Annotated in this window: 20 protein-coding genes; 10 read left to right on the forward strand and 10 right to left on the reverse strand. The window is 65.0% G+C overall.

The window, feature by feature from the left end:
* Genes LI337_RS16380 through LI337_RS16395 form a run of 4 tightly spaced genes read right to left on the reverse strand, consistent with a single transcriptional unit; the run spans position 1 to position 5,646 of the window.
* Positions 1–2,136 (reverse strand): dipeptide ABC transporter ATP-binding protein, encoded by a 2,136-nt coding sequence (locus LI337_RS16380; protein WP_227230987.1) that lies wholly within the window; start codon positions 2,134–2,136, stop codon positions 1–3.
* Positions 2,133–3,035, reverse strand: coding sequence for an ABC transporter permease (locus LI337_RS16385; RefSeq protein WP_227230988.1), 903 nt, complete (start codon positions 3,033–3,035; stop codon positions 2,133–2,135). The genes LI337_RS16380 and LI337_RS16385 overlap by 4 nt, the downstream gene beginning before the upstream one ends.
* The gene (locus tag LI337_RS16390; RefSeq protein ID WP_227230989.1) at positions 3,035–3,988 is read right to left on the reverse strand and encodes an ABC transporter permease; all 954 of its coding nucleotides are present in this window, start codon (positions 3,986–3,988) and stop codon (positions 3,035–3,037) included. The genes LI337_RS16385 and LI337_RS16390 overlap by 1 nt, the downstream gene beginning before the upstream one ends.
* Positions 3,989–4,005: 17 nt before the next feature.
* A complete protein-coding gene (locus LI337_RS16395; protein ID WP_227230990.1) occupies positions 4,006–5,646 on the reverse strand; it encodes an ABC transporter substrate-binding protein in 1,641 nt (546 codons plus the stop codon).
* Positions 5,647–5,810: 164 nt separating this feature from the next.
* Here LI337_RS16395 and LI337_RS16400 point away from each other — a divergent pair, with 164 nt between their 5' ends.
* The 3 genes from LI337_RS16400 (at position 5,811) to LI337_RS16410 (ending at position 9,423) form a co-directional block, all read left to right on the forward strand.
* Complete coding sequence (locus LI337_RS16400; RefSeq protein WP_227230991.1) at positions 5,811–7,058, forward strand: M20 family metallo-hydrolase; 1,248 nt, start codon at positions 5,811–5,813, stop codon at positions 7,056–7,058.
* A gap of 211 nt (positions 7,059–7,269) precedes the next feature.
* On the forward strand, positions 7,270–8,085 hold the full coding sequence (locus LI337_RS16405; RefSeq protein ID WP_227230992.1) for an IclR family transcriptional regulator: 816 nt from the start codon (positions 7,270–7,272) through the stop codon (positions 8,083–8,085).
* Between the two features lie 642 nt (positions 8,086–8,727).
* The gene (locus LI337_RS16410) at positions 8,728–9,423 is read left to right on the forward strand and encodes an APC family permease (protein WP_227230993.1); all 696 of its coding nucleotides are present in this window, start codon (positions 8,728–8,730) and stop codon (positions 9,421–9,423) included.
* A gap of 595 nt (positions 9,424–10,018) precedes the next feature.
* On the opposite strand, the gene LI337_RS16415 is transcribed toward LI337_RS16410, so the two are convergent.
* The 4 genes from LI337_RS16415 to LI337_RS16430 form a co-directional block, all read right to left on the reverse strand.
* The gene (locus tag LI337_RS16415) at positions 10,019–11,968 is read right to left on the reverse strand and encodes an archaea-specific SMC-related protein (RefSeq protein WP_227230994.1); all 1,950 of its coding nucleotides are present in this window, start codon (positions 11,966–11,968) and stop codon (positions 10,019–10,021) included.
* 130 nt (positions 11,969–12,098) lie between these two features.
* Positions 12,099–12,725: a rod-determining factor RdfA gene (gene rdfA / locus LI337_RS16420; RefSeq protein WP_227230995.1), complete on the reverse strand. Its 627-nt coding sequence runs from the start codon at positions 12,723–12,725 to the stop codon at positions 12,099–12,101.
* Positions 12,726–12,768: 43 nt separating this feature from the next.
* Positions 12,769–13,536 carry an IclR family transcriptional regulator gene (locus LI337_RS16425; RefSeq protein ID WP_227230996.1) on the reverse strand — a complete coding sequence of 256 codons (768 nt, stop codon included), beginning with the start codon at positions 13,534–13,536 and terminating at the stop codon, positions 12,769–12,771.
* 211 nt (positions 13,537–13,747) lie between these two features.
* Positions 13,748–14,602 carry a beta-keto acid cleavage family enzyme gene (locus LI337_RS16430; protein WP_227230997.1) on the reverse strand — a complete coding sequence of 285 codons (855 nt, stop codon included), beginning with the start codon at positions 14,600–14,602 and terminating at the stop codon, positions 13,748–13,750.
* Positions 14,603–14,710: 108 nt separating this feature from the next.
* On the opposite strand from LI337_RS16430, the gene LI337_RS16435 reads away from it, so the two are divergent.
* The 4 genes from LI337_RS16435 to LI337_RS16450 all read left to right on the forward strand — a co-directional run bounded on the left by LI337_RS16435 (position 14,711) and on the right by LI337_RS16450 (position 19,514).
* Positions 14,711–15,487 carry an SDR family NAD(P)-dependent oxidoreductase gene (locus tag LI337_RS16435; RefSeq protein WP_227230998.1) on the forward strand — a complete coding sequence of 259 codons (777 nt, stop codon included), beginning with the start codon at positions 14,711–14,713 and terminating at the stop codon, positions 15,485–15,487.
* 104 nt (positions 15,488–15,591) lie between these two features.
* Positions 15,592–16,929 (forward strand): sugar ABC transporter substrate-binding protein, encoded by a 1,338-nt coding sequence (locus LI337_RS16440; protein ID WP_227230999.1) that lies wholly within the window; start codon positions 15,592–15,594, stop codon positions 16,927–16,929.
* Between the two features lie 18 nt (positions 16,930–16,947).
* On the forward strand, positions 16,948–18,519 hold the full coding sequence (locus LI337_RS16445; RefSeq protein ID WP_227231000.1) for a sugar ABC transporter ATP-binding protein: 1,572 nt from the start codon (positions 16,948–16,950) through the stop codon (positions 18,517–18,519).
* 92 nt (positions 18,520–18,611) lie between these two features.
* A complete protein-coding gene (locus tag LI337_RS16450) occupies positions 18,612–19,514 on the forward strand; it encodes an ABC transporter permease (protein ID WP_345777774.1) in 903 nt (300 codons plus the stop codon).
* A 219-nt stretch (positions 19,515–19,733) separates the two neighbouring features.
* On the opposite strand, the gene LI337_RS16455 is transcribed toward LI337_RS16450, so the two are convergent.
* On the reverse strand, positions 19,734–21,413 hold the full coding sequence (locus tag LI337_RS16455) for an aldehyde ferredoxin oxidoreductase family protein (RefSeq protein ID WP_227231002.1): 1,680 nt from the start codon (positions 21,411–21,413) through the stop codon (positions 19,734–19,736).
* Positions 21,414–21,454: 41 nt separating this feature from the next.
* The gene (locus tag LI337_RS16460; RefSeq protein WP_227231003.1) at positions 21,455–22,210 is read right to left on the reverse strand and encodes an SDR family NAD(P)-dependent oxidoreductase; all 756 of its coding nucleotides are present in this window, start codon (positions 22,208–22,210) and stop codon (positions 21,455–21,457) included.
* 428 nt (positions 22,211–22,638) lie between these two features.
* Between LI337_RS16460 and LI337_RS16465 the strand changes: the two genes are divergently transcribed.
* Genes LI337_RS16465 through LI337_RS16475 form a run of 3 tightly spaced genes read left to right on the forward strand, consistent with a single transcriptional unit; the run spans position 22,639 to position 24,587 of the window.
* The gene (locus LI337_RS16465) at positions 22,639–23,733 is read left to right on the forward strand and encodes an amidohydrolase family protein (protein ID WP_227231004.1); all 1,095 of its coding nucleotides are present in this window, start codon (positions 22,639–22,641) and stop codon (positions 23,731–23,733) included.
* A 2-nt stretch (positions 23,734–23,735) separates the two neighbouring features.
* A complete protein-coding gene (locus LI337_RS16470; protein WP_227231005.1) occupies positions 23,736–24,143 on the forward strand; it encodes a metal-sulfur cluster assembly factor in 408 nt (135 codons plus the stop codon).
* A 3-nt stretch (positions 24,144–24,146) separates the two neighbouring features.
* On the forward strand, positions 24,147–24,587 hold the full coding sequence (locus tag LI337_RS16475; RefSeq protein WP_227231006.1) for a universal stress protein: 441 nt from the start codon (positions 24,147–24,149) through the stop codon (positions 24,585–24,587).
* Positions 24,588–24,603: the final 16 nt, after the last annotated feature.

Raw genomic sequence — 24,603 nt, forward strand, 5'->3', positions numbered from 1 at the left:
TCAGTCCGACTCGGCCTCGCCTGCCTGCGGGTCCGCCCGGTCGATGAACGAGTCGCGCTCGCTCATCTCCTCGGCGGAGAGGTGACACGAGATGTGGTGGCCGTCGCCCATGTCTTCGAGCGCCGGCACGTCCGTCTCGCACACCCCGCCGATCTTCTTCGGACACCGTGTCTGGAACGGACAGCCACTCGGCGGGTCGATCGGCGACGGGACGCTCCCCTCCAGGAGGATCCGGTCGGGTCGCCGGCGTGGGTTCGCCGCCGGCACTGCCGAGAGCAGGCTCTCGGTGTACGGGTGGAACGGCGGCGAGAACACCTGATCGACCGTCCCGAACTCGGCGATCTGGCCGAGGTACATCACCGCGACCCGGTCACAGCTGTGCCGCACGACGCCGATGTTGTGCGAGATGAACAAGTACGCGAGTCCACGCTCGGCCTGGATGTCGTTGAGCAGGTTCAGGATCTGTGCCTGCACGCTCACGTCGAGTGCCGAGACCGGTTCGTCACAGACGATGAGTTTCGGTTCGACGGCCAGTGCGTGGGCGATGGCGACGCGCTGTTGCTGTCCGCCGGAGAACTCGTGGGGGTACTTCGAGGCGGCCTCCGCCGAGAGGCCGACGCGTTCGAGCAGTTCGCCGACCCGTCGTCGCTTCTCCTCGCCGGTGGCGATGCCGTGTTTCTCCATCGCCCGGCCGACGATGCGACCGACCGTCTTGCGAGGGTTGAGCGAACTCCCCGGGTCCTGGAAGATCATCTGCATCTCGCGGCGGAGACTCCGGACCTCGGTGTCGTCGAGTTCGTGTAACGGTTGGCCTTCGAAGTACACTTCGCCAGCGGTCGGTTCGATGAGTCGAAGCGCAGTCCGAGCGACTGTCGACTTGCCACAGCCTGACTCGCCGACGAGTCCGACCGTCTCGCCGGGGTAGACGTCGAAGTCGATGCCGTCGACCGCTTTGACGTACCGGCGTTCGATGGTCGGCAGCCCCCCGTCGCTCCGCGTGAGGGTGATGTTCCCGAAGGTACCGTCGCCGGCCGCGAAGTGCTTCTTCAGGCCCCGCACCTCGAACAGCGGGTCGCCACTCCGGTCGACGCCGCCGCGCCCGCCGGCGCGGTCGGGTGTCGCGGCCTCCGAGAGGTCGAGGTCCGCGGCGTGGAGACAGGCCGCACGCGACTCGTCGCCGTCGACGCTCTCGAGGGGCGGGTCGCCACCGGTCCGACACGCCTCGGTGGCGTGCGGACACCGAGGGGCGAAGTTACAGCCCGCGGGAAGCGCCGACAGATCCGGCATCGACCCCGCGAGCGTCGGGAGTTCGTCGTAGGTCGTCTCGACCTCGGGGATAGAGTCGATGAGCGCCCGCGTGTAGGGGTGGCGCGGCCGGTCGAACAGGTCACGCAGCGGCGCCGTCTCCACGAGGTTCCCGGCGTACATGACGCCGACGTGGTCACACGTCTGTGCGACGACCCCGAGGTTGTGCGTGATCATCAGGACCGCCGTCCCCTCCCGCTGTTGCATGTCGTTCAGCAGTTCGAGAATCTTCGCCTGCGTCGTCACGTCGAGTGCGGTCGTCGGTTCGTCCGCGATGATGAGATCCGGCTCACAGGAGAAGCCGATGGCGACGAGGACGCGCTGGCGCATCCCGCCCGAGAACTCGTGGGGGTAGTCGTCGACCCGTTCCTCCGCGTCGGGGATGCCGACGTCGTCCATCGCCTCGACCGCCTTCATCCGGGCGGCGCTCTTCGAGACACCCTGGTGGCGACGGATGGTCTCGGCGATCTGCTCGCCGACCGTCATCACCGGGTTCAGCGACGACATCGGATCCTGTGGGATCATCGCGATGCGGTTGCCCCGCACGTCGCGCATCTCCTGGTCCGACAGCGAGAGTAGGTCTTCCCCGTTGAACAGGACTTCGCCGCCGGTGATCTCTCCCGGCGAGTCGATGAGTCGCATGAGCGACCGCGCCGTCACCGACTTGCCTGCGCCGGACTCGCCGACGAGGCCCATCGTCTCGCCGTGATCGAGTTCGAAGGACACCTCGTTCGTCGCGACGACGGGACCCTCCTCGGTGCGGAACACCGTCCGCAGGTCACGCACGTCGAGCAGCGGTCCGTCTTCCGTGGCCTCGGTCCGGTCGCTCATTCGATCGCCTCCACCTTCGGATCGAGAACGTCGCGCAGGCCGTCACCGAGCATGTTGAAGCCGACCACGGCGATACCGATAGCCAGTGCCGGGAACAGCAACATCCACGGGGCGGTCTCCATGAACCCCCGACCGGTGTTGATCATCAAGCCCCACGACGGTCGTGGGGGCTGTGCGCCGAGCCCCAGGAACGAGAGACTCGCCTCCGCGAGAATGGCGAAGGAGATGTTGAGCGATCCCTGGACAAGCATCGGCGCGGTGCAGTTGGGGAACACCTCGCTGAAGACGATTCGAGAACTGCTCTCGCCGCGTGCGACGGCGGCCTCGACGTACGACTCGTTGCGTTCGGCGAGTGCCGCACTCCGTGAGACGCGGGCGATGTACGGCGTGTAGACGAACGCCAGCGCGATGATGACGTTACTCAACTCCGGTCCCAGCACGACGAGCAGGGTCAGCGCCAGTAACACCGGCGGGAACGCCATCGCGGCGTCCATCAATCGCATCACGAGTTCGTCGGTCAACCCGCCGGCGTAGCCGGCGATCACGCCGAGGATGGCACCGACGACGAGCGCTGCCGAGATGGCGCCGAAGCCGACGTACAGAGAGATACGACTCCCCATGACGACCCGGCTGAACACGTCACGGCCCAGGTCGTCGGTCCCGAACGGGTGGTCGAGCGACGGGGGCTGGCTCCGGTCGGGGATGTTGGTCTCTGCGACCGGATACGGCGCGATGAGCGGCGCGAAGATCGCGACGAGGACGAGCAGGACCACGATGGTCAGGCCGAGCATCGCCTTCGTGTTGTTCCGGAACTTCCGGACGAACCGACCGATGCGCTCCCGCTGGGCGTCACTCAGTGTGCCGCCGGTCTCGGGTGCTTCGGGCGTCTCGGCCGCCATCAGTCATCACCTCCGTATCGGATGCGTGGGTCGAAGTAGGCGTACAACAGGTCGGCCGCGAAGTTCGAGAACATGTATATCAGTGCGACGACGATGATGCACCCCTGGATGAGGGGGATGTCGCGGCTCTGGATGGCGGTCAGGGTCAGCCGACCGATGCCCGGCCAGAAGAACACCTCCTCCAGGACGACCACGCCGCCGAAGGCGTAGCTGAACTGGAACGCGATGACCGTGATGACCGGGATGACGGCGTTCTTCAGCGCGTGTCGCAACACGATGATCCGCTGGCTCATTCCCTTGGCCCGGGCGAGGTTGATGTACTCCTCGCCGAGCACCTCGATCATCGACGACCGCGTCATCCGCATGATGTACGCGGTCAAGGCGAACCCCATCGCCCCGGCCGGCAACACGAGGTGGGTGAGCGTCGCCACCGGGTCTTCACTCGGCGGCACGTAGCCGCCGGTGGGGAAGAAGTTGAACCACACGGCGAACAGGAGGATGAACACCAGCCCCCACAGGAAGATTGGCATCGAGATGCCGACGAACGCGAGCATCGACGCCGAGATGTCGGGTGCCTCGTTCTGGTTGACTGCGGCGTACACGCCGAGTGGGATCGAGAGCAACACCGCGACGAGCGTGGCCGAGACGGCCAGCAACAGCGACCGTGGCAGTCGCTCGGCGACGAGTGCGGCCACCGGTTCGCCGAACCGGAGCGACTCGCCCATGTCCCCCTGGAGCAGGCCGAACACCCAGTCGAAGTACTGGACGTACAGCGGGCGGTTGAGGCCCAGTTGTGCCTGGAGTGCCTGAAGCGACTCCTCCGTGGCGTTCGGCCCGAGGATCAACAGCGCCACGTCGCCGGGGAGGATGTTCGTCACGGCGAAGGCGATCAGCGTGACGAAAAACAGCGTCACGGTCATGAACCCGAGACGGCGCAAGACGTAGTTGTACATCGATGTGAGAGGGGTGTTTAGCGGTCCAGCCAGTTGTCGTGGAACTGGAGCGTCGACCCGTCAGGTGCGCCGACCGGCCCCTTGTACGCGGGCTGTGCGGCGTAGATGCTGGGCTGCCACCACAGGAGCAGGTGACCGGACCGGTCCTCGTGGAGGATCTCGGTCGCCTGGTGGTAGAGGTCCGCCCGTTCGTCCTCGTCGTAGATAGTGCGGGCCTCCTCGACGAGACTGTTGTACTCCTCGTTCTCCCAGCCGGTGAAGAAGAACGCCCCGTTGGGGTGGAGGAACTTATAGAACGACACGTCAGGGTACCACAGCGCGAGGTACGAACTGGTCGTCGCCTGGAAGTCGCGGTTCGAGTAGACGTCCGAGAGCCAGGTACTCCACGTGATCTGCTGGATCTGGAGGTCGATGCCCACCTCGGCGGCGTCGGCGGCGATCACCTCCGCACCCTGCACCTGCGTCGGGTACGACTGCGGGATCTTGAACGTCGCCGAGTAGCCGTCCGACATGCCGGCCGCGTCGAGATGTTCCTGTGCCCTGTCGAGGTCGCGTTCACGCGGCGAGACGTCGGGGTTGACGTAGGGGCTGCCGGGTGTCGCCGGGGAGGCAGTCGTCTGGCCGGTGCCGTACAGCGCCGCCTCGGCGACTTTCTCCTTGTCGATGGCGTAATCGAGTGCGAGCCGAGCGTCCCGGTTGTCGAACGGTGCCCGGTCGCAGTTGAGTCCGAGGTAGACCAGCGACTTCGGGAACTGCGTCTCGAACCGGACGCTGGAGTCGTTCTGGACCTGCGAGGCGTCCTTCGGCGCGATGCCGTTGATGAAGTCGTACTCGCCCGCCGAGAAGGACTGGAGCCTGACGCTCGGGTCGGGGATCTCGCTCTTGACGATCTCGTCGATGAAGGGGCCGTCCTCGTCGCTGGCTCCCCAGTAGTCCTCGTACCGGGTCATCGTGAACGAGGTCTCGACCTCCCGGCTCTCGAACTGATACGGACCCGTTCCGATCGGGTCTTCGACCATGTCCTTCGCGGCGTTCTCCGCCGGCATGATGGCGAGTTCCGCAGTCGCCATCTTCGCGATGAACGGCGCGAACGGCTGGGTGAGTTTGATCTCGAAGGTGTAGTCGTCTGGTGCCCGAAGCTCCTCCACCATCTCGAAGAAGCCGGTCGCGAGGAAGTCACCGTTCTGGACACGCTCGTACGTCGCCAGCACGTCTTCCGAGGTCATCTCCGAGCCGTCGTGGAAGGTGACGCCCTCGCGGAGGTCCATCGACAGCAGGGTGTTGTTCTCGGACTGTTCCAGGGAGGTGGCGAGGTGGGGTTCGATCGTGTAGTCGTCCTGCAGGCGGACCAGTTCCTCGTAGATGTTCTCGAGGACCCGCTTCGACGCCGCCGAGGTGTCGATGTGAGGGTCTAACCCCTGGACGGGAACGGCACCGCCCCACTGGAGCGTGCCGCCCATCTTCGCGTTTCCGGGCGCCGCTGTCGCCGTCTCGTCGGAGCCGCCACCGCCGCCGCCTGCGGTCTCCGTCGAGTCGGCCCCGCCGCCGGTACAGCCAGCGAGCGCCGTGACACCGGTCACGCCGATCGCGCCGAGGAACGCACGACGCTTTGAGCTGTAGCTACTCGGGGGGGAAGACCCCTTGCTATTGCGTTGCATACGCTGATATGGTTCCGCTCCCCTGTGATAAGTATTCGGGTTGTGTGGGTTTCCACCCGTTCGATTGTTAGCCGATCTCCCAAAAATAGTTCATGCGCGTTGTTGTCTGGCTGGCTGCGTCCCATAGAATCAAATAGGGGCGATCACGTCTGCCACGGTATCGCATGGACGTAAACCAAGCGCGACTGCGGAGTGACCTCGAAGCCACGGCTGAGTTCGGCGCCGTACCGTCGCCGGCAGGGCGTGGCCGAACGGTGTTGACGGGGACAGATGCGGATCGACGGGCACGGGAGTTCTTCTGTGAACGACTCCGCGACGCCGGCCTCACGGTTCGGACAGACGCGGTCGGCACCATCGTCGGGCGCTGGTGTCCGGACAGTGCTGATCCGGACGCACCGGCTGTCGCGACGGGGAGTCACCTCGACTCAGTCCCCGAGGGCGGTATCTTCGACGGCCCACTCGGCGTCTACGCCGGCCTCGAAGCCGTCCGGACGCTCCAGGAGGCGGGCGTCGAACCGGCCCGGCCGATCGACGTCGTCTCGTTCACCGAGGAGGAGGGTCAGCGGTTCGGCGGTGGGCTGATCGGTTCCGGGGTGGCCGTCGGCGAACTCTCCGTCGAGGAGGCACTCGCCATCGAGGACGCGGACGGCGTGCCGCTGGGAGACGCACTCGCCGACATCGGCTTCCGGGGCGACGGGCGAATCGACGCCGGCGAGTGGGACTCGTGGCTCGAAGTTCACATCGAGCAGTCGGAACGACTCACGGACGCCGGCGCACAGGTCGGTATCGTCTCCAGCATCGTCGGCCTGACGCGGTGTCACGTCGAGATCAGGGGCGAGGCGGACCACGCCGGCACCACGTCGATGACGACCCGCGCCGACGCGCTGGCTGCTGCCGGGGAGTTCCTCCTGGACGTCGAGGCGGCACCGGCGGCCCGGACAGACAGGAACGAGACGGCCGTCGCCACGGTCGGTCGATTGAACGTCTCTCCGAACGCCCCGAACGTCGTCGCCGGTGCAGTCGACCTGACCGTCGACGTCCGGGACGTCGACTATGGGACCATCGAGGCGCTGACGGACGCCGCACGGGAGAGCCTCACACGACTCGAACGTGAGCGCCCGGTCGAGACCAGTCTGGACCACGCTTGGGACCGCCGACCCGTCGAGATGAGCCCCCGTCTCCGTGCTGTCGTCCGGGAAGCCGGCGAGGCGGCGGGGGTCAACTCGCTCGACCTCCACTCCGGTGCTGGGCACGACACGATGCACGTCGGCAGCGTGACGGACGCCGCGCTCCTGTTTGCACCCTCGGAGGACGGCATCTCACACAACCCCCGCGAGTGGACCGACTGGGCCGACTGTGCGGCCGTGACGCAGGTGCTGGCGCGGTCTCTCGCTACGCTCACGAACTCGTAGTCGACGGTTAGTGGCTCGTGTCAACACGACACACTCACCGTCAGTGAAACGAGAACGTCGTATCGTCGCTCTTCGTGGCGCATCGAACACGAACTGCGTCGCTTCTTCGAGAACACTGTGGCTCGTCGCTCGAGTCCTCTTTCGGTCATCGTCACCTACTCGTTGTTTGTGAAATGCGAACATCCTTGTGCGCTCCGTGTGAGTAGTACGTATGACGACAGACGAGACGCCCGGGTCGCCACGGACTCTCCAGACGGTCTCGCGTGCCCTCGACGTCGTGCAGGCACTGAAACGACTCGACGGCGCCGGCGTGACCGAACTCGCAGACCATCTCGACATCTCGAAGAGCGTCGCGTACAACTACCTGAGCACCCTCCGTGCGGAGAAGTTCGTCGTCAAGGAGGGGGACACCTACCGACTCTCCCTGCAGTTTCTGCTACTGGGCGAGTACGTCCGGAACCAGAACACCCTGTACCAAATCGGGAAGCCGGAACTGGACACCCTCGCTGCTGAGACCGGCGAGTTCGCGCACCTCGCCACGGAACAACACGGCCTCGGGGTGAACCTCTACAAGGTCAGCGGGGACAAGGCGGTCGGCGACAGCTATCAGGTGAACAAACTCCAACGGGCAGACTACCTCCACTTTTCGGCGACGGGCAAGGCCATCCTTTCACAACTGCCACGGGAGCGCGTCGAGTGGATCGTCGACCGGTACGGCCTCCCGGCGAAGACGGACGAGACGATCACGGAGCGTGGGGACCTGTTTGCAGCACTCGAAGCGGTCCGGGAACGTGGCTACGCCCTCAACGACGAGGAGGAGGTCACGGGACTCCAGGCCATAGGGGCCCCGATCTGTGACCGCCACGACCGGGTTCTGGGCTCAGTCAGCGTCTCCGGTCCGGTTCGGCGGATGAAAGAACCGGAATATCACGACGACATCGTCGACCAGGTGATCAACACCGCGAACGTCATCGAGGTGAACGTCAACATGGACGACGCGGACGACGACTTTCCGACGTTCGCCTGACCTGCACGTTTTCGAGAGACGAACCTCGCGGCAGGTCGATCTCCTCGATTTTGGGACAGTTTAAGTCTGTCCCAACACTGGACCCTGGGCTATCCTCCTTACTGTGAGACGCTGATCCACCGCGATTTGGGACGAACTCAGTCTGTCCCAGAATCGTCGAGTGGAGGGTCGTCCCATCGTGCTCTCCTGTCGACACGTCCGTTCACACGGTCGGAGGTGTCCCGTCGGTGCCCGCTCATTGATCCAGATACGAGAGACGGTGAGTACCTGCGAGCACAGTCGGTCCATCCCTCGAACCGGGGGATGGCGAGCGGACTCCACCGACCGACACCGGCCGGGCGCTCGGCTTGCCGTAATATTCATCCAGCGTGTTCTCCCATCGTTGGTGGCTATCCTCGTGGGGAGAGTGAATCGGATGAAGAGAGATAGCCATGGCTGAGAGTCTCGGCCTGAAAGAAGGTGTCTCGATGGCACTCGGCGGGATGATCGGGGGCGGCATCTACGCCGTTCTCGGTGTCGTGGCGGGCATCACCAGTTCCGCCATCTGGCTGGCGTTTCTCATCTCCGGTGCCTCGCCACGTGCGCGGGCTACTCGTACAACGTGCTCAACAGTCTCACGATCAGGAGAGCATCGCCGACCCGGTGGAGACGATCAGGAAGGCGGTCTGCGTCTCGATCCCCGTCGCGGTCGCCATCTACGTTCTCGTGGGGGTGGTGACGGTGAACCTCGTTACCCAGACGCTGGAGTCGTACCCCCACGTCGCACTGAAGGACGCCGCCTCGACGATGATGCAACCGTACGGACTGGCGGGGGTCGGTGGCGTCGTACTCGCGCTCTCGGCGCTGTTCTCGACGGGCAGTGTCATCAACGCGACGCTGTTCTCGTCAACCCACTTCGCGAAGGGGATGCTCAGCAACGACCTGCTCCCCGACCAGATCGGTGACGCGGCCGCAGAGGGACTTCCCGAACGAACGGTGCTGGTCCTCGGGGCGATCACCGCAGCCTTCACGTGGTACGGAAGTCTCGGGGCGATCACCTCATTCGCCTCGCTGGCGTTTATCCTAGTGTTCGGCGCGATGAGCTACCTCGCGTGGCGCCAGCGTGTTACCGACGAAGTGAACGCCGCTGTTCCCGCAGTCGGAACGCTCGGCGCACTGGTGTTCTTCTCGCTGATGCTGTACAACCTCTACGTCCGGGAGCGCTACACGTTCTACATGGTGCTCGGCATCGCCACCGTCGTGTTCGCCGTCGAACTCCTCTACTTCGAGCGGGAACGCATCGAACAGGAGGTCACGCAGTTCGACCCCGACGTAGAGAGCTTCACCGAGGACAGCTGACTACCGTCCAGTCGGAGATTCGCCCCGCTTCCGAAGGGCCGGACGAGGCCCGTGGTCGCTGTGAAGACGTCCCAGCACCGGACGCGATGTTTCACCCACGGGGCGACGGGACGCGTTCGAGAAGTGGGTGGCGTACCGAGCGCACCGGGTGTCGGGATCTAGTGAGTCTTCGAATCGGAAACGACTGGCCCTGACCGTATGTCACGAGTCCTCAGGCCCGGAATACGATTCAGAGTTCCCCGTCTGCAGGGCGTGGCTCGCCCTCGAAGGCGGCCACGCTCCCGGTGGACCGAACGACCTAGCGAACTCTACAGGCAGAACCCCGGAATACAGGCACTTCAGGCGTCTCGCAGGCTCAATCGCTTGTGGATACAAGCGGCACGGGTTACGAATCTCTCGTCGGTACATCTGGCCAAACAGTGAATGGTGTTCTCCCGAATCTCCGGTGAGTCCAGTAACGCCACTGCGTACCACCGTACCGTCGCGGATTCGACTGACAGGGACGGGCTATCGAGCGAATTCGTTTCCGTAGCGATCGCGGCCGATCGGTCTCCGATAGAGCGTGACGACGGGACCGGGCCAGCGTCCCCGTCTATTAGATCGACTCGACGCGGTGGTACGAGTCGTCGAGTGCCGCGGCGTCTTCGGGGAGGAGCGCCACGACGAGGTGGGGGGCGAACTCCGAGAAGTAGTCGACGAGCGCGGCGATGCGTCCGGCGTCGATCGCCTCCAGGGAGTCCAGCAGCATGAACGGCACCTCCTCGTGGACCTCGTGGACCCGGTAGCCCGCGAGCGCGAACACCAGTCCAGTTACTTCCCGTTCGCTCTCGCTGAGGTGGTCGATGGTGTCCTCGTACGCCGTGCCGTCCTCGCTCTGGCGAATCACGTGCAGGTCGAAGACGCGCTTGATTGCCTTTCGGCGACCCTCCTTCACTTCGGTCTGTCGCCGCTCGATCCAGATTCGCTGGAGGTTCTCGTACTCGAGGAGACCGAGGATGGCGTCCATGTGCTCGTTGAACTGCTCGACGGCGTGTGCCTCTATCTGTTCGACCTTCGTCCTGCGGTCGGCCAGTTGCTCCGTGATCTCCGCTCTCCGTGCGTCGAGATCCTCACGCTCGGCGAGTTCGGCTTCCACCTCCGTGATGCGCTTTTCGACTTCCGCGAGGTCGTCCGTCAGTTGCTGAATCTCGAATTCGAGTCGGTTCGCCTCCTTGTGGAGGGCGAGGACCTCGCTGTAGTCCTGCTCGGGGATCTCGTCGACCGCCGCTTCGAGTCTCTCGACCGTGTCACTCAGTTCTGCTCGCCGGTCTCTGAGCGACGCCAACTGCGCCTCACGCTCGTCGATCTCCGCGACGAGTTGGTCGTGGCGGCGCTCCAGTTCCCGTCGCCGCTTGCGTTGTTCGGTGAGTCGGTCCCGCTCCATCTGGCGGTCCCGAAGCCGGTCCGTCACGTCCCCCCGTTCGTCGAGCAGTTCACGCCGGAGCGTCCGGAGTCTCTCTACCGTCTCCTCGATGGCAGTCCGCTCGACGGTCGTCCCACACGTCCAGCAGACCAGGGCGTCGGTCCCGACGAGTCGGTCGGTCACGGCACCCTCGGTGTCCGTCTCGCGGTCCAGGGAGTCGTCCAGCAGGTCGGAGTCGCCGTCCAGCATCTCCTCGTTGAAGCTCACGATACTCTGGAGTTCGGTGACCGTCGCGTCGAGTCGTTGTTGCCGGCTCCGCAGGTCGTCGATCTCCGTCTCGACCGCCGTGACGTCTGCCGCGTCGGCGGTCGTCAGGTCCGGGTCGCTCCCCTCGAGTTCGTCGAGTTCGGTCCGTAAGGCTTCGAGGCTCTCCTCCTGTGATCCGATCCGGAACCGGACAGACTCCAGGTCCGACCGGGCCTCCGTGAGGTCGTCGAGTCGGTCGTCGAGCGTCGCCTGCTTCGAGCGACTCTCCTCGACGCCGGTGTTCGCCGCCTCGATCTCTCGCTCCTTCGCGTCGAGCGCCTCGCGTCGGTCCACGATCTCCGATTCGAGCGTGGACCGGCGGTTCTCGAGGGTCGGGAGGTCCCGCTTCAGGTCGTCGAGTTCTTCGAGACGGGCCTCCACGTCACGCTTGTCCGACTGGAGCGTCGCGATCTCGGCACGGATCGCCTCGGTGTCGACCGGTCGCATGAGGACCGCCCTGAGGTCCTCGTCACGGACGACGGCCTGTCGTGCCTCGTTCGTCTCCAGGAGGAACGCGAACAGGTCGGCGAGTTCGGGGTCTGCGAGGTAGCCGTCACCGCTCGTGACGACGCTGCCGTTCTCGCGGCGGAGCCGTCTCGTGTAGGTCTCGCCGGCTACCGACAGCGACACCTCTCCGTCCGCCGCGTCGGCCTTGAGCGAGACCCCGTCGCTGCCGAGCGCACCCATGATCGCCCGAAGGAACGACGTCCGATTCGTCGCGTTTCGACCGGTCAGCACGTTCACCCCCGGCGTCAGTGAGACCGACGTCTCTTCGATACCACCGATGTTCCGCGCCGTGAGTCGAACGTGTCCGTCGCTGAGTTCGGGACCGGTCATTACCTACTGTCCACGAGTCGGGTACATAACGGTTCTGCCGATCGGACGCCGCCCATTACAGACGTATGTCTGTCATGGCTACCCGAGTGTCGGCGTTACGCCAATACGTCTGTAACGGGCGTGGCCGACACTAGCAGTCGCACCCGCCTCTGTCGATCAGTTCTTCGACCTGATACTGGCTCTCACAGTCCCGACAGACGACCTGCACGTCCACGAGTGCGTCGACGGAGCCGACGGAGAGTGCGCCGCGGTCGGCGAGTCGCTCCACGACGTTCGTCGTCACCGCCTCCGTCCGGCCACGGAGTTTCCCGATCGTCTCCCGTGCTTTCTCCGGGTCCGCCTCGGGGGTTCCGCGTTCGACTCCCCGGTACTTCCGGAGGAACGTGTGGACTGCCTGGTGGGTGACGAAGTCGGCCTCCACGGTGTCGAGGTCGACGCCCTCCCACTCCAGCCGGTTCCGCAGTTCGACTCGGGCACCGCTACTCGTCTCGTCGTCCGTCAGCGTCGTGTACGCGCTCTCTACTTCGACCGGAACCGGGTCCATGCCGGCGTCTCGCATCGCCGCCTCGAGGGCGCGTCGGTTGAACTCGTCGGCGAGATCACGGAGACTCCGGCGCTCTCGTCCGTCACCGACCCAGGCCGCTTCGAGCCACTCGGCGGTCCCCGAGAGGTCGTACTCCGCGATGACCCTGCCGACCTTGCTGTCGGTGTCCGGCCGGCCGTGTCCGGGTCCCGTCTCGTCTCCTGACTCGCTCATACCTCGACAGTCGGGGACCGACGGCAAAAGGCTACTCGTCGACTCACGTCAGCGTGTGTTCCAGTTCGAACTCGTTGGCGATGCCGAGGATGGTGCTCGGCAGTTCCTCCTCGAACTCGGTCTCGTCGAGTCGGTTCGCGGGGCTGGCGACGCTGAACGCACCGATGATCCGGTCGTTGCCGTCGGTCACCGGGACCCCGACCGCCTTCACCCCCTCGAGTTGTTCCTCGTGGTTCAGCGAGTAGCCGCGTTCGTCGATCAGGGCCAGTTCCTCGAAGAGCGTCTCCCGGTCCGTGATGGAGTTCTCCGTCTCCGGTTCCAGTCCACGGTTCTCGACGATGGTCTCGACCCGACTGCGGGGGAGTTTCGAGAGAATCGCCTTGCCCGCCGCAGTCACGTGGAGCGGGACCTTCTTGCCGACCGTCGAGTACGTCCACACCGCGTGCCGACCGGAGAACGTGAACAGGTAGACGCCCCAGCAGTGTTCTTCGACCATGAAGACGGCACGGAGTTCCGTCTCGTCTGCGAGTCGTCTGGCGTAGTTCTCGGCCGTCCGGTAGGCCCGTTTCCGGTACCCCACGTAGTTGCCCAACGGCAGGAACTCGAGTCCCAGGTGGTAGCTGTCGCCCTCCTTGGCGACGTACTCGGACGCTTCGAGTGTCGCGAGGTGGGCGTGGACCGTACTCGGTGCCATCTCGAGTTCCGCCGCGAGTTCGGAGACACGAGCGCCGTCGAGCGATTTCAGCGCCTCGATGACCGCGAGCGTCGTCTCGGTCGTCTTCAGCGTCCGTGGCGTGTGATCGTTCCCCATACGTGGCTCTCTCGCCACCGGTATATAAAATTCGCGTGTGCCGAATCGGACTGTCACCGACGACCGTGATACTAAATACTGCTCGGGAGGAGACCCGACTCTCGGGACTCCTCGGTACATATAGTTCGGGAGGGGCGAACCGCGACGCGTGGCTCGGAAGACGGTCGAACGCCGCCGAAAAATCGGGGTATCGGGGAGCGAACGCGGAGCCTCAGAGGCCCAGCATCTCTCGCGCCTCCGCAGTCGACGCGATGGGTCGGTCGAGTTCGTCGGCGATGCGGGCGGTCCGCCGGACGAGTTGGGCGTTGCTCTCTGCCAACTCCCCCTTGCGGTAGTAGACGTTGTCCTCCATGCCGACGCGGACGTGTCCACCCATGAGCATCGCCATCGTCGTCAGAGGAAGTTGGTAGCGACCGACCGCCAGCGCCTGCCACTCGGTCTCCGGCGGGAGGTTGTCGACGAAGTTCACCAGGTTTCGCGGGTGCGGCGGCGTCCCGGTCTGCATCCCCAGGATGACCGTCGCCCAGTAGGGGGCATCGAGGAGGTCCTCCTCGATCAGGTGCTCGAACTCCGGGATGTGGCCCTGGTTGAACACCTCTATCTCGGGTTTGACGCCGGCGTCGCGCATCCGCTCGGCGTACTCCTCGCTCATCTCGCGGGGGTTGATAGCCGTCCGGGTCTGTCCGAAGTTCATCGGGCCGACGTCGATGGTCGCGACCTCCGGCCGTGGCTCGGTCTCCAGGACGGGCGCGATGCGTTCCTCGCGGGGGTAGATCCCACCACCGCCGGTCGTGAAGTTGACGATGATGTCGTCACAGTGCGCCTCGATGGCGTCTCTGAGCGCCTGGAACCGGGCGACGTCTTTGGTGTCCTCGTGGTTCTCGTCGCGGGCGTGCAGGTGGACCATCGACGCCCCCGCCTCCTCGCAGGCGGCGATGTCCTCGGCGACCTCCTCCGGTTGTGTCGGGAGGTTCGGGTTCGCCTCCTTGCCGTGGAGTCCACCGGTGGTGGCGACGCTGAGAATCACCTTCTTCTGGAAGTAGTCCTCGAAGCCTTCGTAGGGCATACGACGCAGTGGTCCGGCGGTATATTTAAAGATAGGTGGTCACCCTGACGACGAACTGAACTCGAAGACTGAGGTATTTTTTTATACTATTAGCGCACAGGTTCGGTCATGCCAACCACTGGCACAGCCATCGTCACCGGGGGGAGCCGTGGCATCGGCCGGGCCATCTGTACGGAACTCGCCGAGCGCGGGGCTGACGTCGTCGTCGCCGACATCGACACCGACCGGATACAGGGGAGCGTCGACGCGGTCGAGGCCGCCGGGCAGGAGGCGCTCCCGATCCGGACCGACATCTCGAACTTCGACAGCGTCCGGGACTGTATCGACCAGACCCTCGCGCGGTTCGGGAGCGTCGAGATGCTGGTCAACAACGCCGGCATCGCCGGCCCGACGGCCGCCTGCGAGGACGTCTCCCCGGACGAGTGGGACCAGACCCTGAACGTCAACCTCCGTGGCGGCTTCTACATGTGCCGCGAGGTGCTCCCCGCGATGAAGGAGGCCGGCTACGGCCGCATCGTCAACATCGCGTCGGTGACCGGGAAGCGACCGCTCGTGAACCGCACACCGTACGCCACCGCCAAGATGGGGATCATCGGCTTCACCCGGACGCTCGCCGCCGAGGTCGGTCGTCACGACATCAACGTCAACGCGGTCTGTCCGGGGTCGGTCGACGGCCCACGCATCCAGCGCGTGTTCGAACAGCAAGCGGAGATGGACGACCGGAGCCCACGGGAGGTGGAACAGGAGGTCAGAGACGAGAGCGCGCGCCGTGAACTCGTGGACAGAGAGACCGTCGCCAACACGGTCGCGTACCTCTGTTCGGAGGACTCCCGACAGATCACCGGACAGGACATCAACGTCTCGGCCGGGAAGGTGATGTACTGACCCTGTCGCCCGGCGAAAGACGAGTGTAACATATCGATCTCGGTGTTCCCAAAAAACACAAACATTTATGATAGTGCTCTCTCCACGGGAATGTACAGGTTAGCATGACAAGAGATAACAGGACGTCTCGACGGACGTTCATCGGACAGACAGCGGGCGCTGGTGCGCTCGCGGGACTCGGCGCTCTCGCGGGTTGTACGGGTAACGGTGGCGGCGGCGGAGATGGTGGCGGCGGTGACGACGGTAGCGGTGGAAGCGACGGGACCGACGGCGGCGGCGGCTCTCTCACGTCGATGGGCTCTATCGCCAACCGGCAGAACTCCTACTGGCTCAGTTGGGAGAAGGGCTACCTCGAGGCGTGCGAGGCCTTCGGCTACGAGCCGAACGTCCAGACGAACAACGGCGAGGTCCAGACCCAGCAACAGCAGTTCGACACGGCGGTGTCGAACAACGCGGACTTCATCGCCGGCCAGACCTACACCAACGCCGCCGCGATCACGTTGGCGGAGACGCTGGTCGAGGGCGAAATTCCGGGTGTCCTCGCGGTCACCATCGCCGACTGGTTCGTCCCGCAGGACGCCGGCGAGGAGTACGTGACGTTCTTCACGCCTCACTTCGTCAACCACGCCTACTCTGGCGCGAAGATGCTGTTCGAGGCGATGGGCGGGAGCGGAACCTTCGTCCACATCGAGGGGAACCGCGGCACGGCCCCCAACATCGGCCGGAACAAGGGTGTCGACTTGGCACTGGAGGAGTACCCCGACATCGAGATGGCGGGGCCGCGCCAGCCGGGCAACTTCATCCGCTCGGACGCCCGCAGCGTCATGAACGACAAGGTCTCGCAGTTCGGCGACGACATCGACGGGTTCTTCGGTCAGAACGACGCCGTCGCGTTGGGCGGGCTCACCATCCTCGAGGAGAACGACATCGACGTCCCCGTCGTCGGCATCGACGCCAGCGAACCCGGACTCGCGGCCATCGCCGAGGACCGGATGACCGGCACCGTCTCGGGGATGGGCCCGTGGCAGGCCGGTTGGTCGGTCGCGAAGTGCCACGACTACATCAACGGGCACACGCTCAGCCCCGCAGAGAAGATGATGTCGTTCAACGCGCCGGTCTGCGTCAAGAACCCCGACGAGTGGACCGACGTGATCGACCGGCTTCCGGTCGTGGACGCCGCCGACTACAACGACGCCATCTTCTCGGGCGAGACGCCATACGACTGGATGAAGATGTCCGTCGTCGAGTCCGGCGAGGACGCCTGGGACCCCCAGATCGACATGCAGCCGATGAACCTCGCGGACATGAAGGAGGTCCTCGACTGGCAGGACGGCGACAAGCCGAACAACTACAGCCTGCCGGGCGTCTACACCGACGACGCCACCCAGGAGGAGACGACCCAGTTGTACAGTGACCGATTCCAGTCGAACCCGCTCAAGTAAGTCTCACCACAACCTCCCATGGCATCAGAACTACACACCGACGCGACGGACGCCCGGCCCGGCCAGACCGACAGTGACGAGCACAGTTTCCGGGTCGAGGGCGTCTCGAAGTCGTTCCGGCACGTCCAGGCGCTCGACGGCGTCTCGCTGGCGGTCGACCACGGCGAGGTCGTCGGCCTGGTCGGGGAGAACGGCGCGGGCAAGAGTACGCTCCTGAACATCCTGACCGGCGTGTTGCAGGCCGACGAGGGGCAACTGTACGTCGACGGGGAGGCCGTCGAGTTCACGAACCCGCGTCAGGCGGCGAACTACGGCGTCTCGCTCGTCCACCAGGAACAGGACGTCATCACGACCATGCGGGGGTACGAGAACCTCTACCTCGGGCGTGAGATGGAGCGGTTCGGAGTCCTCGAGAAAGAACAGATGCGCGAGGAGGCACAGGCGTTCGTCGACGAACTCGGCATCAACATCGACGTCGACGAGCGCGTCCGCAACTACACGTTCAACGAGCGCCAGATGCTCGAGATCGCGAAAGCGTTCCACGTCTCACAGAAGTCCGAGAACCCCGTCATCCTGCTCGACGAGCCGACGGCCGGGTTGGAGGAGAGCGGTCGAGAGATCCTGTTCGATCTCGTGAACGACCTGCGCGACCGGGCGACGTTCGTCTTCGTCTCGCACGAACTCGACGAGGTGTTGCAGATCTCCGACCGCATCTACGTCCTCAAGGACGGGGAACTCGTCGACGCAACCACGGCGGCCGAGGCCACCACGGACACGTTGCAACAGGCGATGGTCGGTCGGGAGACCGCCGACGAGTACTACCGCGTCCCCGACCAGCGACGCGAGGCCGATCTCGGCGCGACGGCGATGCGCATGGACTCGGTCGCCCACGAGGAGACGGTCGGCCCGATCTCCTTTTCGCTCCGTGAAGGCGAGATATTCGGCATCGTCGGCGTCGAGGGGTCGGGCAAACAGCGCTTCGGTCGCCTGCTCGCCGGCGATCTCGACGTGACCGAAGGATCGATCTCGGTCGGCGACACCACCCTGGAGAACCCGACGGTCTCGGACATGGTCGACGCGGGCGTCGGCTACATCCCGAAAGACCGGAAGTCCGAAGGGTTGTTGCTCTACCAGTCGGTGCTGGTCAACACCTCGCTGGCGATGGTCCGGGACATGAACGGTACCCTGCCCATCCTCGACCTGGACGCCGAAGCCGAGGCGACCCTCGACGCCATCGAGGAACTGGCGATCAAGACGCCGGGTCCCAAGGCGCTAGTTCACGGGCTGAGCGGCGGGAACCAGCAGAAGGTCGTCATCGCCCGGTGGCTGGCACAGGAGACCCCGGTGCTCGTGATGGACAACGTGACGCGGGGGATCGACGTCGGTGCCAAAGAGGAGGTGTACCGGCTCTGCCGTGAACTGACCGACCGGGGGGTCTCTATCGTCTTCATCGGCGACGAGTTGCCGGAGGTCATCGGCATGTCGAACCGGATCGCCGTGATGGCCAAAGGCGAGTTCGTCGGCGACCCGTTCGACGCCTCGCCGGGGAACAAACCGACCGAAGAGGACCTGATACAGGAGATGATCTAACGATGAGTACAAGCAGCGTCAGCGAGTGGATCACCGAACAACGAGAGCAACGCACCGTTCAAGACTGGATACAGGATCTCGGCCCGTTCGTCATGCTGTTCGGGCTGATGATCATCTTCACCCTCACCACGGAGCGGTTCTTCACCGAGGCCAACCTGCTCGACAACGTCGCGAAGAACGCCATCACGCTCCTGCTTGTGGCGCTGGCGGGGACCTTCCCCATCCTCCAGCAGAGCATCGACCTGTCGGTCGAGTCGGTCGTGTTGTTGACGGGCGTCGTGACCGTGGTCCTGATCGCACAGTTCGGCCTCGGCCTGCTCGCTATCCCACTCGCCATCGGCGTCGGGATGCTCGCCGGCCTGTTCAACGGCGTCGTCTTCACGAAACTCAAGGTACCCTCGTTCCTCGTCACGCTCGGGACGCTCTCGGTGATGGCCGGCGTCGGGAAGATCATCACCGGCGGGTCGACGATCACCTTCCGGGACCCCGGTATCCGTCTCATCTCGAACGGGGACGTCTTCGGCATCCCCAACCTCGTGCTGTGGGGCCTACTCGTCTACGTGGGCACCATCGTCCTCGCGTTCCGGACGAAGTTCGGCCGGTACTGCTTCGCGCTCGGCGAGAACGAGCGTGTCGTCGAGTTGGCCGGCGCGAAGGTCGACCGCTACAAGATCTACCCCTTCGTGCTGTCGGGACTCCTCTGTGGCATCGCCGGCGTCCTGTTGACACTCCGCATCTCGTCGGCCTCGCCGAACATCGGGAGCGGTCTCCTGCTCCCCAGCATCGCCGCCATCGTCATGGGCGGGACTGCGTTGACCGGCGGCGTCGGCGGCCCCCACCGGACCATCCTCGGTGTGCTCGTCATCGCGGTACTGAACAACGGGATGAACCTGCTCGGCATCGACTCGTTCGTCCAGGAGATCATCCTCGGTCTCGTCGTCGTCGCAGCAGTGGCACTGTCCATCGACCGCGACAAGATCGACGTGGTGAAGTGACGAGACGGGGACTCACCCCCGGCCGTCTCTCGGGGCGAACCCACCGCTCGTCTGTCCTGTGAGACGATCTCGACGGCGCGATAGCCGACGGTGAGAACGACTCGTGGCTCTTCGACTCGACTCCGGCGACGAGATACTATCCCGTCCACTCGATACCCGACGAGGAGACACTCTCTTTTCGATTCGATAGCTGACGCGAGAACGAACCTCTCAGTCCAGTCAGTCCGCCGACACCGGGTCGTCGCCGACGGCGGCGTCGGGGACGGTCCCGTCGGCGTTCCAGTCGCGCTGTGCGTAGTACGCGTCCAGTGCCGCGTCGAACCCGGGCAACTCGTACGGGAGCGTGTCGTCGGCCCGGTCGAAGCCCCGCTTGTTGTTGAAGTGGCGTTCGAGTTCGACGACCCGCGACCCGACTGCGAGCAGGTCCTCGTAGTCGGCTCCGAACAGTCCCTCGAACCGTTCGGGCGTCATGAAGCTCCGCGAGAACCGACAGACGACACCGCAGTCCTCCAGCGCCCGGGCGTTCTCCTGTTTGACGACGTGGGGTGCCTTCCCCTCCAGGCCGGTCGGGTCCAGCGCCTCGCTGCTGTCGACGAGGGGGTACTCCCACGCGTACAGCGTGGTGAACATGTGGTCTGCCCCCCGGTTGGCGATGGCGTAGCTCAGCCCCTGTCCGTTGAGCGTCCGGCCGTCGTGCGCCGCGAAGTCCAGCCCCTTCACGGTCCAGTTCTCGACGCCGAGTTCCTCGTGGAACCGGTCGATCCCCTCGGCGAGCGTGTCGCCGACCCCCTCGCGGTGGGCGATCTGCTCGACGATCTCGTGGATCAACTCGGCGTCGCCGAACGCGTCTTCGTGCGCGAGGTACGCGGCGACGGTGTTCCCACACGAGATGGTGTCCAGTCCGTACCGGTCACAGAGTTCGTTCGACTGCATCACGTCGACGATGTCGTCCACCCCGCAGTTCGACCCGAAGCTCATCACCGTCTCGTACTCCGGGCCTTCCGTCTCGACGCCGCGCTCCTCGTCTTTGGTGGGGAGTTTACACGCGAACGCACACTGCGAGCAGGTCCCCTTCTTGTACTTCTTCTCGCCGACCCGGTCGCCGTTGATCCCGTCGACACCCTCGAACTGCAACTCGGAGAAGTACCGCGTCGGGAGCGCGGACACCTCGTTCGCCAGCGACGTGACGCTCGTCGTCCCCTGTTGTTTCATGATGTGATCGGAGGTGGCGGCCTCGCGGTGGATGTCCATCTGCATCGCCGGAACCTCGACCTCCCGGCGGGAGTCCCCCGCGAAGGTGATGGCCTTCACGTTCTTCGAGCCGAGGACCGCGCCGAGGCCGCCACGGCCGAACGCCCGCGACTCGCTGGTCATGAGCGAGGCGAAGCGCACCCGGTTCTCGCCGGCGGGACCGATACAGGCGACGTGGTCGGATTCGAGGCCGTGTTCGGACTCGACGTAGTCGGTCGTCTCGGGGACGGTCGCGCCCGCGAGATCCGGGACCGGTTCGAACTCGACGCCCTCGTCGGAGACGTGGACGACGAGCAGTTCGTCGCTCGTCCCCGTCACCTCGACGGCCGCGTAGCCGGTGTCGGCGAAGTTCCGCGACATGAAGCCGCCGGCGTTCGACGAGAGCAGGCCGCCGGTCTGTGGCGAGAGGCCGGTACAGTTCATCCGGCCGGTGAAACTCATCGTCGACGTCTGCATCGGGCCGGTCGTGAAGTACAGCGCGTTCGCCGGGCCGAAGGGGTCGGCGTCGAACGGGAGTCGGTCGTGTGCGAGTTTCGTCGCGACACCCCGACCGCCGATAAACGAGTCCAGTACCGGGTCGATTCGCTCCGTCGTCGTCTCCCGAGCGCCCACGTCGACGCTGAGGAGGGGTCCCTCTACGGACAGCATGTGTGCCACACAGTCGCACCGAACAATAAGCGTTCCTACCGTCAGGCCGTGAAACCCCCGTCGAGAACGAGGTTGTGGCCCGTGACGAACGAGGACTCGTCGCTCGCGAGGAACACCGCGGCGTCGGCGACCTCCTCAGGTTGGCCCGCCCGCCCCAGCGGCGTCTGGTCGAGGATGCCGTCTGCGGTCTCGCCGTCCTCCATCGTCATCGCCGTCTCGATGAAGCCGGGGTTGAGCGCGTTCACCCGGATGCCGTGTTCGCCCTGTTCGACCGCGAGTTGGCGTGTGAGGTTCGTCACCCCGCCCTTCGAGGTACAGTACAGCGAGGAGTTCGCCAGTCCCCGGAGGCCGGCGATCGAGGACATGTTGACGACGACGCCACCGTCGTCCTGCGACTGCATCTCCTCGATGGCGACCTGACAGCCGAAGTAGACTCCCTTCAGGTTGATCTCCATCAGCCACGCGTAGTCGTCCTCGGTCGCCTCGCCGACGGGCAACTGTCTCTCGACGCCCGCGTTGTTCACCATCACGTCGAGCGACCCGAACGCCGAGACCGTCTCGTCGACGACGTGCCGGAGGTCGGCGACGCTACTCACGTCCGTCTCGACGAACAGTGCGTCGCCGCCCGCCTCGGTGACGAGTTCGTGCGTCGGCGTGCCCCCGAGACGTGGTTCCTCGCGCACGTCGGCGACGGTCACTTTCGCGCCCTCCTCCGCGAAGCGGCGGGCGATCGCCCGCCCGTTGCCAGAGGACGCGCCGGTCACGACCGCGACCCGACCTGCCAGTCTGTCGCTCATGGCTCCAGGACCGAGGTCGACTGTGGTCTCGCCACGGTTCGGCACGCCTGCCTGCGACATCGTGTACGCGGTGACCGTACTGGTGAGTCTGGTGCCCGCACTGGTGGCTGATCGAACGTCATGATCAAGCCGACGATTGACGTAGTGTGGTAAGAATGTTAGGGTCGTTCACGACCCGAGACAGACGATTCGGCATATACGATCCGGGTCTCACGACCCGAGACAGACGATCCGGGACTCACGATTCGAGACAGACGATCCGGGACTCTCGATTCGAGACAGACGATTCGAGACCCGTAATTCGACGTCTCCGATCGGAGCCCGGCGGTCGGCCCGTGTCGTCGTCACTCTCGATACAGTATATGTATCCATCTGCGTCGACACTCACCCAAATATTTATTAAGGTCTCTGGATATGGTCCACGTGATATGCTGGACAGTGGCGCGTTGGTGGTTGACTCGGTCTCACACTGTTTCAACCACACACCCGAGAACCACAAGCATCCGCACGCACAGCGCTGGGACGACGAGACGTTTCAACTCGGGGAGAAACTCCTGCCCGAGGGCTACGTCCCCTCCGAGGAGGTCTTCTACCGAGACCACCAGCCAGAGGAACTCGCTCGACTCCTCTTCTTGGAGAGCCAGATCGACTACTCCGTCTATCACTCGCTCCCCTTGGACGACTACTTCCACGACGGCTACGTCTCCCGGGAGAAGGGGTTCGAGTTCATGGAACAGAACCCCGAGCGCGTCTCGATGTACGTCGACATCAACCCGCTGGAGGACGACGCGGGCGACCAGATCGAAGAGTACGCCGCGCGCGACGGCGTCGAGGGGATCAAGTTCTACCCGGCCCGCTACCAGAACGGCAACGACCTCTCGCTCCAGTTGACGGAGAACGCGGTCTGGCCGCTGCTCGAACGCATCGCCGACAGCGAGGTGGACACCCTCGCCATCCACAAGTTCATCCCCTTTGCCACGGCCCCGGTGCGGTACTTCCAGCCGGGCGACGTGGAAGACGCCGCGAACTCGTTCCCGGACCTCAACTTCGAGATCATCCACGCCGGCTTCTCGTTCGTCGAGGAGACGGTGCTGGCGATGGCGAGCCACGACAACGTCTACGCCAACCTCGAGAACACGGCCTGTCTCGTGAACACCCGACCGAAGAAGTTCGCGCGCGCACTCGGCGAGATGCTCTACTGGGCCGGTCCGGACCGCATCGTCTACGCCGGCGGGGCGACGGCGCTTCACCCACAGCCACCCATCGAGGGGATCTGGAACTTCGAGATGCCCGAGGAACTCATCGAGGGTGAGGACTACCCCGAGGTCACCGAGGAGGACAAAGAGAAGATCCTGGGCGGCAACGCGCTCCGACTCCTCGACAAGGACCCCGAGCAGGTGAAGAAGGACATCGAGGGCGACCGGTGGGACCAACTCCGCCAGGAGCGCGAGGAGACCGGCGACTTCCCGGCAGCGCCGTGGTCGACCTACGGAACCGACACCGCCGCCCCCGCAGACGACTGACCATGTCGAGTTCAATCACACCGGACCACTCGTTCGACGACGATCTGAAGACGGCCATCCGTGACGAGCTCCTCGAGGTGCTCGACCCCTGCAGTTGTATGAGCGAACACCCGGTCAACATCGTCGACCTCGGACTGCTCGAGGACATCGCCATCGACGACGGCGACGTGGAGATCACGCTCCTGTTGACCTCCCAGCGGTGCACCTACTTCCTCGACATCAACGACGAGATACGCGAGCGAGTCGGGGCACTCGCCGACGTGGACAGCGTCGAGGTCCACCAGGACACCAGCGGCGAGATCTGGACGCGAGAGCGGATGTCCGAGCAGGAGCGGACGGCCCGACGCGAGCGATTCAGGGCACAGATGGACGCCGCCGGCATCACGCCGTACGCCGAACGGAGCCAGTGACCGATGGCCCGAACGCTCCTCGTCGCGCTGAAAGACGAGAACCACGCCGAGGTGATCGCCTCCTACGTCGCGGAGGCACACGAAGGGGTCGACGTGCGACTGCTGCACGTCGTCGAGTACACCGAGAAGAAGACCAGTCTCTCGCGAGGCGGCCGTGACAAACCGGACGGGTGGTACGCGAAGGCGCTGGACAATGCGGAGGACCTGTTCGAGACGGCGAGAGCGACGCTGGAACCGGCCGTCGGAGAGATAACGACCGCCGTCGAGTCGGGCGACGCCTCGGCGGAGATTCTGGAGCAGGCCGCGGAGATCGACGCCGACGGCATCGTGCTCGGCTTCCGCAAACGGAGCCCGACGGGGAAGCTGATCTTCGGGTCGACCGCACAGGACGTGCTGCTGTCGGCGTCCTGTCCGGTGGTCGCGGTGCCGCCGAGCGACCCCTGAGAGCCGCCCGCTTTGC

Origin of the sequence: Salinirubrum litoreum, from assembly GCF_020567425.1 — an archaeon.
Lineage (GTDB): Archaea > Halobacteriota > Halobacteria > Halobacteriales > Haloferacaceae > Salinirubrum > Salinirubrum litoreum.

Coding starts and splice junctions, on each gene's coding strand:
- LI337_RS16380 (WP_227230987.1), bottom strand. CDS start 2,136: ATGAGCGACCGGACCGAGGCCACGGAAGACGGACCGCTGCTCGACGTG.
- LI337_RS16385 (WP_227230988.1), bottom strand. CDS start 3,035: ATGGCGGCCGAGACGCCCGAAGCACCCGAGACCGGCGGCACACTGAGT.
- LI337_RS16390 (WP_227230989.1), bottom strand. CDS start 3,988: ATGTACAACTACGTCTTGCGCCGTCTCGGGTTCATGACCGTGACGCTG.
- LI337_RS16395 (WP_227230990.1), bottom strand. CDS start 5,646: ATGCAACGCAATAGCAAGGGGTCTTCCCCCCCGAGTAGCTACAGCTCA.
- LI337_RS16400 (WP_227230991.1), top strand. CDS start 5,811: ATGGACGTAAACCAAGCGCGACTGCGGAGTGACCTCGAAGCCACGGCT.
- LI337_RS16405 (WP_227230992.1), top strand. CDS start 7,270: ATGACGACAGACGAGACGCCCGGGTCGCCACGGACTCTCCAGACGGTC.
- LI337_RS16415 (WP_227230994.1), bottom strand. CDS start 11,968: ATGACCGGTCCCGAACTCAGCGACGGACACGTTCGACTCACGGCGCGG.
- rdfA (WP_227230995.1), bottom strand. CDS start 12,725: ATGAGCGAGTCAGGAGACGAGACGGGACCCGGACACGGCCGGCCGGAC.
- LI337_RS16425 (WP_227230996.1), bottom strand. CDS start 13,536: ATGGGGAACGATCACACGCCACGGACGCTGAAGACGACCGAGACGACG.
- LI337_RS16430 (WP_227230997.1), bottom strand. CDS start 14,602: ATGCCCTACGAAGGCTTCGAGGACTACTTCCAGAAGAAGGTGATTCTC.
- LI337_RS16435 (WP_227230998.1), top strand. CDS start 14,711: ATGCCAACCACTGGCACAGCCATCGTCACCGGGGGGAGCCGTGGCATC.
- LI337_RS16440 (WP_227230999.1), top strand. CDS start 15,592: ATGACAAGAGATAACAGGACGTCTCGACGGACGTTCATCGGACAGACA.
- LI337_RS16445 (WP_227231000.1), top strand. CDS start 16,948: ATGGCATCAGAACTACACACCGACGCGACGGACGCCCGGCCCGGCCAG.
- LI337_RS16450 (WP_345777774.1), top strand. CDS start 18,612: ATGCTGTTCGGGCTGATGATCATCTTCACCCTCACCACGGAGCGGTTC.
- LI337_RS16455 (WP_227231002.1), bottom strand. CDS start 21,413: ATGCTGTCCGTAGAGGGACCCCTCCTCAGCGTCGACGTGGGCGCTCGG.
- LI337_RS16460 (WP_227231003.1), bottom strand. CDS start 22,210: ATGAGCGACAGACTGGCAGGTCGGGTCGCGGTCGTGACCGGCGCGTCC.
- LI337_RS16465 (WP_227231004.1), top strand. CDS start 22,639: ATGCTGGACAGTGGCGCGTTGGTGGTTGACTCGGTCTCACACTGTTTC.
- LI337_RS16470 (WP_227231005.1), top strand. CDS start 23,736: ATGTCGAGTTCAATCACACCGGACCACTCGTTCGACGACGATCTGAAG.
- LI337_RS16475 (WP_227231006.1), top strand. CDS start 24,147: ATGGCCCGAACGCTCCTCGTCGCGCTGAAAGACGAGAACCACGCCGAG.